The organism is Lacinutrix sp. Hel_I_90, from assembly GCF_000934685.1.
Classification (GTDB): Bacteria; Bacteroidota; Bacteroidia; order Flavobacteriales; family Flavobacteriaceae; genus Lacinutrix.
In genome coordinates this window covers 1385641-1397547 of record NZ_JYNQ01000001.1, presented here as the reverse complement: position 1 = coordinate 1397547, position 11907 = coordinate 1385641, and the positions used below count along the sequence as shown (strand labels likewise).

Sequence of the window (11907 nt, the reverse complement as noted above, 5' to 3'; positions counted from 1 at the left end):
ATCTTTAAAAGTTGGGCTTTTTAATTTCAAACCAATACCACATTAGGCGTTAGGTGTTCTATTCTATCAATAACTTTAAAAAGTTCTGTTTTATCCAGTGGTTTAGTAATACAATCAATAAATCCAGCTTCATAAACCTCATTTTTAGTTTCTGTAGAGGAATAAGCCGTATGTGCAATTATTGGAAGAAAAGGCTTGAAGGTTTTAATGATTTTCCGGGCTTCAAAGCCACCCATTTTAGGCATTTTAAGATCCATTATCACTAATTGTATCGTGTTGTTTTCTCTGCATATCGCAACCGCTTCTTTACCATTTTTTGCCCTAATAACAGTATAGTTTCTTATTTTTAAAACACGCTGTAATAGCATAAAGTTTATGTCGTTATCTTCAGCGACAAGTATGTTTAAAGGCTTTACTTTATCGACGGTGTTGACTGCTATTTCTTTATCAGGGGTCGCTGGCAACCCATCCAGTTTTAAAGGAATAGTAAAAGAAAAAGTAGTGCCGATGTTTTCTCTAGATTCTAACCAGATTTTACCACCTAACATTTCTATATAGGCTTTTGAAATGGCTAAGCCCAAACCGAGGCCGCTTAATTTAATGGTTTTATCGTTCTGAATTCTATTAAAGCGGCTAAAGATATTCGAAAATTCACCTTCCGAAATACCAATACCAGTATCTTTAATAAAAAATTCTAGGGCGTTGTCTTCTGAATTAATTTTATAACCAAAATTCACAGTGCCCTGCTCGGTATACTTAACAGCGTTGTTAACTAAGTTTACAATAACTTGTCTTAGTTTTGTTTCATCACTTATAAGTTGATAAACAACAGAGTGTTTAGGTTCGTCAAAAAACACGTCTAATGGCTTGTCTTTTGGGATAGTGATTGCTATGGTTTGTTTGATATCTTTTAAAACCGCATTCAAATTAAAAGCAACATGATTTGGTTTAACTTGATTAGTATCTATTTTAGACATCTCAATGAGGTCATCTATAATAGAGACTAAGTTTTTGCCACTTCGTCTTATAATGTCTACATATTCTGTCTTTTCAGAATCGGTTAATTTTTGAGAGTTTAATAAATCTGAAAAGCCCAAAATAGCATTCATTGGCGTCCTAATTTCGTGAGAGAGATTAGTTAAGAAGGATGTTTTTAACAATTCGCTTTCCTCAGCTTTTTCTTTAGCTTGCTTAAGTTCTTCTTTTTGTCGATTACTACTTAAAAATAAATCACCAATATAAGAAAACTCTTTTGATGAGTTTTGAAGCTCTGCTATCGCAGAGGTGTCGTTTTGCTCAAGAACTTTTGTAATTAAATTTAAGGGCTTTTCAATCAGTTTTCTGTAGAAAAAGACATAGCAGCCCATGGTGATTATAAATCCAAGAATTAGGAAGGCTATAATTCTTTTATCTTGCTCTTGAATAAAATAAAAAGCAAAAAAACACATGGATAAGAATATAATCCCAGCAATAGCTATTAATGCTAGCATTCTTCTGTAGGTTGTAGAAAAATAATCTTTCATGTTGTATTCCAGTAGTTTTGGGGAGGTAAATGTAATAAATTATATTACAAGGACTTAGTTTTTATTTAGGATTTCTTGAAAACTTGGACGATTTTATAGATTATCTACGCTAACCTGTTATAAAACGTTTGGTTGAATCAACTTATTTATTTATAACGGGTTCTTTTTGTTTGTCAGGTTTATGATTTGAAAAAAAAATGACTTTTCATGTGCTAAAAGGTCTAAAGAAACGCTGTTTTTATAGAATTTTAACAAAAGTAAAAACCTGTAATTTTAGTTCTAAGGCAATTTTCTGTTTTTATACTTTTTAGAAGAAAGTAAAAACCAACAAAATCAATTTTAAGATGCTTTTTAAGCGATTTAAGCCACTTTTAAATAATTAACAATTGTTAATAATTATCAAGGTCTTTCGATAAAAAGCCTTTAAAAAGCACTTTGTTTTCGTATATTTGTTTGTTGTCAAAATTGAGAAAAGAAGAGCAATTAAAGAACCATAGAAATAAATAACACCTATTTATGAGCGATAAAAAAGAAGAGTTTAATAAGCATAATTATTCAGCTGATAGTATTCAGGCTTTAGAAGGAATGGAACACGTGCGTATGCGTCCATCCATGTATATTGGAGATGTGGGTACGCGTGGTTTACACCATTTAGTATATGAGGTTGTCGATAACTCTATTGATGAAGCTTTAGCGGGACATTGTAATAATATTACAGTAATCATTAATGAAGACAATTCGATTACTACAGAAGATGATGGTCGTGGTATTCCGGTAGATTTACATAAAAAAGAAGGCATTTCGGCGCTTGAAGTTGTTATGACTAAAATTGGAGCTGGAGGGAAGTTCGATAAAGATTCTTATAAAGTATCGGGTGGATTACACGGTGTTGGTGTAAGTTGTGTGAATGCCTTATCACAACATTTAAGAGCTACCGTTTATAGAGATGGTAAGATATGGGAGCAAGAATATGAGCGTGGAAAATCGTTATACCCTGTAAAAGCTATTGGAGAAACAGATAAAAGAGGAACGATAGTGACCTTTAAGCCAGATTCTACAATATTTATACACACGTTAGAATATAGTTATGACACTCTGGCAAGTAGAATGCGTGAATTGGCGTATTTAAATAAAGGAATTACCATTCATTTAATCGATAAAAGAGCAACTAAAGAAGATGGTTCTTTTGAAGGTGAAACGTTTCACTCAGAAGAGGGGCTTAAAGAGTTTATCAAATTCTTAGATAGCAATCGTGAACCTTTAATGAAAGATGTTATTTCATTTGAAGGTGAAAAAAATGGAGTGCCTGTTGAGGTGGCTATGGTGTATAATACGTCTTATGCAGAAAATTTACATTCTTATGTAAATAATATCAACACACATGAAGGAGGAACACACCTATCTGGTTTTCGTCGTGGGTTAACCCATACCCTTAAGAAATATGCAGATGAATCTGGCATGTTAGACAAATTGAAGTTTGATATTGCAGGAGATGATTTCCGTGAAGGTTTAACAGCTATTATTTCTGTAAAAGTACAAGAGCCACAATTTGAAGGGCAAACAAAAACAAAATTAGGAAATCGTGAAGTGTCTGCTTCTGTAAGTCAGGCCGTTTCTGAAATGCTTTCAGATTATTTAGAAGAACATCCAGATGATGCTAAAATCATTGTTCAAAAAGTAATTTTAGCTGCTCAAGCTCGTCATGCTGCGCAAAAAGCACGTGAAATGGTGCAGCGTAAAACAGTTATGAGTATTGGCGGTTTACCAGGAAAACTATCTGATTGTTCTGAACAAGACCCTGCGAAGTGCGAAGTGTATCTGGTTGAGGGAGATTCGGCAGGTGGAACGGCAAAACAAGGTCGTGATCGCGCATTTCAAGCAATTCTACCTTTAAGAGGTAAGATTTTGAATGTGGAAAAAGCCATGACGCATAAAGTGTTTGAGAATGAAGAAATCAAAAATATCTTTACCGCTTTAGGGGTTACCATTGGAACCGAAGAAGATAGTAAAGCGCTTAATCTTTCAAAATTAAGATACCATAAAATAGTAATCATGTGTGATGCCGATATTGATGGTTCGCACATTGAAACACTAATCTTAACATTCTTTTTCCGTTACATGAAAGAATTGATTGAAAACGGACATATTTATATTGCAACACCTCCTTTGTTTTTAGTTAAAAAAGGAGCGAAAAAAGAATATGCTTGGAGTGATGAAGAACGTAAGGCATTAATGCTGCAATATGGTGAAGGCGCTAAAATTCAACGATATAAAGGTCTTGGAGAGATGAATGCAGAACAACTTTGGGACACTACTATGAACCCAGAGTTTAGAACATTACGTCAAATTCAAATTGACAATGGTGTTGAGGCAGACAGAGTCTTCTCTATGTTAATGGGAGACGAAGTACCGCCAAGACGAGAGTTTATTGAGAAAAATGCGATTTATGCTAATATTGATGCATAAATTCGAGTTTTAATAATTTTTAAACGCCTTCAGAGATATCTGGAGGCGTTTTTGCTTTTATTAATAATATTTATATTCTATTTTTTAACTTTATACTATAAACGAAAACTAATTCCCGTTTTTTTTCGTTTATTATAGGTATAATCTAAATCCAATGTATCCATGAAAAAGAAACTTTCAATACTAATAATATTACTTTCAGGAGTAACTGTTTCAGCACAAGAAAATTTAGACGAGCTATTAGCGGCAGGTGTGGCAGATGCCCAACGTTTTTCTAGAGATTATCTTAAACCAGCAAACGATGGTTTGGCTTATGGTATTAATACCGGTTGGTTTAACAATGCAAAAACGCCAGAGCGTTTTGGCTTTGAGTTTTCAATTATAGGTAATGCTACTTTTATTAGTGATGAAGATAAAGCATTTATATTAGACGTTTCAGACTATGAGAACATTCGTTTTCCAGATAATGCACCAAGCAAGGTAGTCGCTACCGCTTTAGGTCATAACGATCCTGCTCAGTCTGTGATTATAACCTATGACGATCCTATCTTTGGCAATCAAGAGACAACATTAGAGTTGCCTACAGGTATTGGCTCGGCAAACGTGAACATCATTCCAACGGTTTTTTTACAAGCCAGCTTTTCGCCCTTTAAAGGGACACAGATAAAAGGGCGGTATTTTCCTAAAGTAGATAGAGAAGATGCTAAAGTGGGCTTATATGGGTTAGGTCTGCAACAGGATTTTACCGCTTTTTTACCAGCAGATAAATTATTGCCAATTACTGTTTCTGGTCTCATTGCTTACACACATTTAGATGGTAGTTATGACTTTACAGAAACAGGTATTGTAGATGGAGAAAATCAACAAGTACAGACAGAAACCAACACGATGCTCTACCAGTTAATTGTTGGTACGAAACTTAAAATGGTCAATTTTTATGGCGCTATTGGGTACATAGATGGTAAAAATCAAACCGATTTACTAGGGACTTACCGTGTTTCAGATGGTGTTTTCTTTTCAGAAAAAATTGTTGATCCGTTTTCAATCGAATCAGAAACTAAAGGCATCCTTGGAACGGTTGGAGCTAATTTGAGCTTAGGTTTTTTCGGTTTGAATGCAAGTTATAGTATCGGTGATTTTAATAGTGCTTCTTTAGGCATGAATTTTACGTTTTAGAAATTGCTTATTTTGAGGTATTTCTGACATAAAATCGTTAAATTTGTTGCTTAAAAAATACAAAAACTAAAAATATAATTAAAATGAAAGGCGCTTCATTTGATATATCAAAAAGCGAAGGTCATTTGTCATTAACTTAAAATTAAAAATCAAATGAAAGTAACAGTAGTTGGAGCAGGAGCAGTAGGCGCAAGTTGTGCGGAATATATTGCTATTAAAGATTTTGCTAGCGAAGTAGTAATCCTAGATATTAAAGAGGGTTTTGCTGAAGGTAAGGCTATGGATTTAATGCAAACCGCTTCATTAAATAGTTTTGATACAACAATAACAGGAACTACCAATGATTACAGCAAAACAGCAAATTCTGATGTTTGTGTTATTACCTCTGGAATTCCTAGAAAACCAGGAATGACTCGTGAAGAGCTTATTGGTATTAATGCCGGAATTGTTAAAACAGTATCAGCTAATTTAATTGAGCACTCTCCAAATACAATCATTATCGTGGTATCCAATCCTATGGATACGATGACCTATTTAGTACACAAAACCACTGGCTTACCAAAAAACAGAATCATTGGTATGGGAGGTGCTTTAGACTCTGCACGTTTCAAGTATCGTTTAGCGGAAGCTTTGGGAGCTCCAATTTCTGATGTAGACGGTATTGTAATTGGTGGTCATAGTGATACAGGAATGGTGCCATTAATAGGAAAAGCGGTAAGAAATAGTGTCTCTGTTTCAGAGTTTCTATCTGAGGAACGTATGCAACAAGTTGTAGAAGATACTAAAGTTGGTGGGGCTACATTAACTAAGTTATTAGGAACTTCAGCATGGTATGCACCTGGAGCTGCGGTGTCTGCAATGGTTCAAGCCATCGCTTGTGATACAAAGAAAATTTTCCCGTGTTCAGCATTGGTAGCTGGGGAATATGGATTAAACGATTTAGCCATTGGAGTACCTTGTGTATTAGGTGCTGATGGTATTGAAAAGATAATAGAAATTAGCTTAAGTGATGCTGAAAAAGCAAAATTAGAGGAGTCTGCTGAAGGTGTTAAGAAAACAAACGGTTTATTAGAATTTTAGTAAACGGTATTTTTATAAGAATAAACCTCATGCATTGTAATTGTATGAGGTTTTTTTATGTTCTTTAAATGCTAGGTGAGCATTACTGTGATTTTTCAACTAAAACCTTAAGGCTTATTAAACCTCAACAAAATCAATAGATTGACAACCATGTCGTGTAAATGTCGCAAATAAACCGTTACCAAAACGAGGGGTTCATTACTAGTTTTGTAAAAACTTTAAACGAAATTAATTATGAAGGAAGTCGGAAAAAAAATTAGAGCAATAAGAAATAAAAAAGGATTATCCCAAGAAGCGTTAGCGGAGTCTGCTAAAGTGAATTTAAGAACCATCCAACGGATTGAAAATAACGAAAGTGAACCTCGTGGAAAAACGCCGCATTTGATATGTGATGTTCTTGACATAAACACAGAAGATATTTTAGACTACGGAAAACAAGAGGACAAAAGTTATCTCATTATTTTTCATCTTTCTGTGCTACTGTTTATCGCTATTCCAGTAGGAAATATTATTCTCCCCCTTATTTTATGGCTCAATAAAAAAGATAAAATAATCGGCCTTAAAAAAACAGGAGCAAATCTCTTAAACTTTCAAATTGTTTGGTCTGTGTTTACCTTTACCTCAATTACGATCTTCACAATATTTAAAATTCAGCATTACGGAACGCCTACATTTTTATTATACCTATTCATTGGGCTTTATGTAGTGAACATCATTTTACCAATCCTATTTGCCGTTAAGATAAGTAAAGGGAAAACAGGAAATTTCTATCCTAATCTAATAAAACTGATTAAATAGTTATTACTATCCTATAAAATTAGTAAGCCTGTTTATTAGAATTCTTGTGTCTAAAAAATATGGAATCACATGCTATTTATTTTCACTAAATTAGATGCTTAATTATAAAACTGTATACAAACACAAATAAAGACTCCGCTTTCTCGGAATAATTATTATGAAAAAAATACTATTATTAGTAGCATTAGCAATAGGGTTTGCTGTAAATGCTCAGGAAAAATTAAATGAAGGTGTTTTGGTTTCTAAACAAATACTGTCTAGTGAAAACGAGCAAGTACAGCAACAACTTGCTATGATGGGAGACATGGTCTCTGAAACTTATTTTAAAGACTCAAAATCGCGTGTTGAAATGTCTAACCCAATGACCGGCGATATCACTACAATTTCTAATGGTGAAACAAACGAAGTATTAGTGTTAATGGATAATCCAATGGCAGGAAAAATGTATTCTTTAAAGAAAGCAGAGCCTTCTAAAGAAGATTTAGACAACATCACTGTAGAAAAGGGAACAGAAACTAAAACCATATTAGATTACAAATGTCAGCAATACTTTGTAAAAATTAAGCAAGGCGAAACGATGATGGAAATGGAAGTATTTACTACTGATGCCATAGACGCTTATTCTAAAGAGACCGCTATGTTTGAAGGTAAATTACAAGGATTTCCATTATACACAAGTATTGATATGAATCAAAATGGTGTGGAGATGACTGTAGTTTCTGAAGTAATAGCAATTCGTAAAGAAGATGTTCCAGAGGATAAATTTGTAATGTTACCACCAGAAGGTTACACAAAAATGGAATAATAGTAGTCTTTTCATTAATTTCGCAATACAATTTGAAAGAGCAACGCTACAGTTGCTCTTTTTTTTTGTATAAAACTTAAGATATTATTGGCACTTCTCTATGTAAATCATATATTTGGCGCACGAAATAACCCTGATTTATGCTCTTTTTTAAAGAAGTAATGTGTTGTTATTTTTCAAATCCCCGTTGAAAAACAATAGGTATAGACCCATGAAAGCCAAATGGTATTTTAGTGCTTTAATTATTCTTCTCGCTACTTTAGGTATGTGTCGAGAACAAATAGCGGTGCCTAATCAGGAAATTGTACTAGAATTCATTGGTGATGATGTGACTTCAAAAGAAGCACAACATGCCATTGCTACTGTAAAAAAGCAATTACAGAGTATAGGAATCGAGACTATAGAGGTTAGTACTTCGGCAGAAGGAAAACTAAAAATAAAGTATTATAGTGCTACAGATGTTCAGCGTATAAAAGACATCCTTTTAAACGACATTGAATTGGGTTATGCGGCTAATGGCCTAAATAAGAACAATACTAACTTTCCATCTAGAGAGCCTGTAAAAAAGTACAATGTAGACGTTTTTGAAATTCAAAATGGAAATAAGCTGCTGTCAGACGTTGGTGGAAAATGCAGTCTTGAGTTAAAACAAGAATACGATCGGTTTTCTAATCCTAATGTGTTTTCAATTATTGAGCTTATAGTAGTTAGCGAAAGAGAACACCTTATAAAGGTAGCCTACAAATTAAACAGAACCATTGCCATTGCAATAGACAATACTTCACATAAGATTCCTGAAGTCAGGGCAGGTCCCAACTGCTAAGGGATTCAAAATCTTAAACTATAGCATTCTTAATCATTAGAAAACTATCATAATATTACAATAATCACAACCATTAATTGTCAAATGAAAAGGTGAGTTTATAGCCGCCTGATTAATACATTTGACACAAAAAAAGACAAAATGCAAAACAAAGGATTAGTAAAACTCTTTGCAGTTTTATTTGGATTGGTAAGTATTTACCAACTATCATTCTCGGTAAAGAACAGTAGTATCGAGAACAAGGCAGAAGACATGGCTATCGCAAAGTATGATACGTCTGTCGAAGATTTTAAAACGAAAAGAAAGGAATTTGAGGTTAATTATTTAGATTCATTATCAAATTCAAAAGAGAACATTTTTTTAGGAGAAACTTATGCGAAAGTAAAGGACAACTCCTTAAAATTAGGTCTGGATTTAAAAGGTGGATTAGAAGCCATTCTTCAAGTGTCTGTTAGAGACATCTTAAAAGGATTAGCAAATAATTCAATGGATCCAACGTTTAATAAGGCTTTAGATGCTACCGATGAACTTCAAAAGAGTAGTCAAAATGATTATATCGATGATTTTTACGACGAATTTGATAAAATAAAAGGAGACAAAAAATTAGCTTCACCAGATATTTTTGCCACGCGCTCTTTATCTGAAGCTAAAATTGTTACCATAGGAATGTCTGATGACGAAGTAAAAGATGCGTTATCTAAAAAAATTGACGAATCAATTGTTTCAGCATTACAAGTATTACGTACCCGTATTGACCAATTTGGTGTAGCCTCACCAAACATTCAACGTTTAGGAACGTCTGGGAAAATTTTAGTTGAATTACCAGGGGTTAAAGATATTGAACGTGCAAAAGCTTTAATTACTGGCACAGCCGAATTAGAGTTTTGGTTTGGCTATGATTCAGCAAAATTAGGAGAATTTTTTCAAGCCCTTAACGAGTCACTAAAAGAAAAAGAGACGACTGAAGAAGCTACGGCGGAAACAGAAGAAGGTGAGGTCGCTGATGTAGATCAGGAAGAAGTGGCAGAAGCGTCAGATGTAATTTCTGAATTAACAGGAGAAGACAATGAAGTTGAGGTTGTCGTTAATCCGTTTTTAGATTTAATAAAAGGACCAGGTTTTGGTTCAACAGTGGGCACCTTTAATATCTCAGATACTAAGAAGGTATTAGCAATGTTGTCTTCTAAAGAGGCTAAAGCATTATTACCATCAGATGCTAAAAACGTAAAATTCTTATTTGGAAAGCCAGAAAAAGGAAGCGAGCAAGTTGCGTTATATTCATTAGAAGGGAACAGAGAAGATGTAGCGCCTTTAAAAGGAAGTATTGACGATGCAAGACAGGATTATGATTTAAAAAATGAGGTGATTGTAAACATGCAAATGGATGCACAAGGTGCAAAAATTTGGGAAGAAATGACAACAAGAGCTTTTAAAGAGCAAAACCAGATTGCGATTGTTTTAGATAGCTTGGTGTATTCTGCACCTGGTATTAATAATGGTCCAATTGCAGGTGGGAATTCTCAAATCTCTGGAAATTTCACAGTAAATGAAGCGGTCGATTTAGCGAACGTACTACGTGCAGGTAAGTTACCAGCAAAAGCAACCATTATTCAAAGTGATGAAGTAGGGCCAACATTAGGTCAAGAAGCTATAGATAGTGGTACTATGTCATTTTTAATTGCATTAGCATTAGTATTAATCTGGATGGTGTTTTATTACGGTAAAGCAGGTTTGTTTGCAGACATCGCGATGTTATTAAATATCTTATTAATTTTCGGTATTCTTGTAGGCGCATTTAAAGCGGTATTAACCTTACCTGGTATTGCCGGTATTGTATTAACTATCGGTATGTCTGTTGATGCAAACGTACTTATCTTTGAGAGAATTCGAGAGGAAATCGACAAAGGTAAAGATCAAAAAATAGCGATTAAAGATGGCTTTAGTAATGCATTATCTTCAATTTTAGATGCCAACATTACTACAGGTCTAACGGCATTAATCTTATTCTTATTTGGTACAGGACCCATAAAAGGTTTTGCAACCACTTTATTAATAGGTATTGCAACGTCTTTATTTACAGCAATCTTTATTACTAGATTATTAGTAGACTGGTATGTTGGAAGAGGAGGAAAATTAGAGTTCACTACAGGGATTACTAAAAACTTGTTTGTAAATATTGATATCGCTTTCCTTAAAAAGCGAAAAGTGGCTTTCATTATTTCAGGGATTTTAATTGTAGGAAGTTTGGTGTCATTAGCAACAAATGGTTTAGATGAAGGTGTGGATTTTGTTGGAGGTAGAACCTATCAAGTGCGTTTCGATCAGCCAGTAAGTGCCTCAGAGATTACAAAAACATTGTCAGACCCAGCAGTATTTGGTAGTGCAGATGCTAAAACGTTTGGTGAGGATAATCAGTTAAAAATTACAACGAAATATAGAATTAACGAAGCTTCAGAAGAAGCAGATGAGGCCATAAGACAAACCTTATTTGATGCTTTACAACCACATTTAAATGGTATGGATTATGCAGCCTTTATTGATAATACAGAAGGCAAATCAGCTGGATTAATGAAAAAATATAAGGTAAGTCCAACCATTGCAGATGATATTAAATCGGCGTCTTTCTGGGCGGTATTAGGGTCATTAATTGTTGTGTTCTTATACATTTTATTACGTTTTAAGAGATGGCAATTCTCACTTGGTGCGGTTGCAGCAGTTTTTCATGATGTATTAATCGTATTAGGTGTATTTTCTTTGACCTACAAATTTATGCCATTCTCTTTAGAAATCGATCAGGCTTTTATTGCCGCGATTCTAACAGTAATTGGTTACTCATTAAACGATACGGTGGTGGTCTTCGATAGAATTCGTGAATTCTTTAATGAGCACAGTTCATGGCCGTTTGATAAGGTTATCGACAAATCATTAAGCTCTACATTAAGTAGAACATTAAACACCTCTTTAACAACATTAATCGTGTTGTTAGCGATCTTTATTTTTGGTGGAGAATCAATTAGAGGATTCATGTTCGCTTTAATTGTAGGTGTTATTGTGGGTACTTACTCATCATTATTTATCGCAACACCAGTTATGTACGATACAGTGAAAAAAGGAGATGCTACACAGGCGCTTAAAAACAAAGTAAAAGAAGAAGAATCAGAAGAAGTGAAAGCTTAGTCTAAATCGTTTTAATATTTAAAAAGCCTTTCAGCTAATTAGCTGAAAGGCTTTTTTCT

Annotated in this window: 8 protein-coding genes; 7 read left to right on the top strand and 1 reads right to left on the bottom strand. The window is 34.1% G+C overall.

Features of this window, described 5'->3' with window-relative positions:
* Positions 1-26 precede the first annotated feature (26 nt).
* Positions 27-1523 (bottom strand): ATP-binding protein, encoded by a 1497-nt coding sequence (locus GQ46_RS06240; RefSeq protein ID WP_044399320.1) that lies wholly within the window; start codon positions 1521-1523, stop codon positions 27-29.
* Between the two features lie 516 nt (positions 1524-2039).
* Here GQ46_RS06240 and gyrB point away from each other — a divergent pair.
* The 7 genes from gyrB (at position 2040) to secDF (ending at position 11848) form a co-directional block, all read left to right on the top strand.
* A complete protein-coding gene (gene gyrB, locus GQ46_RS06235) occupies positions 2040-3989 on the top strand; it encodes a DNA topoisomerase (ATP-hydrolyzing) subunit B (protein ID WP_044399319.1) in 1950 nt (649 codons plus the stop codon).
* A gap of 162 nt (positions 3990-4151) precedes the next feature.
* Positions 4152-5165 carry a DUF6588 family protein gene (locus tag GQ46_RS06230; RefSeq protein WP_044399318.1) on the top strand — a complete coding sequence of 338 codons (1014 nt, stop codon included), beginning with the start codon at positions 4152-4154 and terminating at the stop codon, positions 5163-5165.
* A gap of 153 nt (positions 5166-5318) precedes the next feature.
* Entirely contained in the window at positions 5319-6245 is a 927-nt protein-coding gene (locus GQ46_RS06225; RefSeq protein WP_044399317.1) for a malate dehydrogenase, read from the top strand.
* 234 nt (positions 6246-6479) lie between these two features.
* Positions 6480-7043, top strand: a complete 564-nt coding sequence (locus GQ46_RS06220; protein WP_044399316.1) for a helix-turn-helix domain-containing protein — start codon at positions 6480-6482, stop codon at positions 7041-7043.
* Between the two features lie 157 nt (positions 7044-7200).
* Positions 7201-7848 (top strand): hypothetical protein, encoded by a 648-nt coding sequence (locus GQ46_RS06215; protein ID WP_044399315.1) that lies wholly within the window; start codon positions 7201-7203, stop codon positions 7846-7848.
* 211 nt (positions 7849-8059) lie between these two features.
* Positions 8060-8671 carry a hypothetical protein gene (locus GQ46_RS06210; RefSeq protein WP_044399314.1) on the top strand — a complete coding sequence of 204 codons (612 nt, stop codon included), beginning with the start codon at positions 8060-8062 and terminating at the stop codon, positions 8669-8671.
* A gap of 141 nt (positions 8672-8812) precedes the next feature.
* Positions 8813-11848, top strand: coding sequence for a protein translocase subunit SecDF (secDF, locus tag GQ46_RS06205; RefSeq protein ID WP_044399312.1), 3036 nt, complete (start codon positions 8813-8815; stop codon positions 11846-11848).
* Positions 11849-11907: the final 59 nt, after the last annotated feature.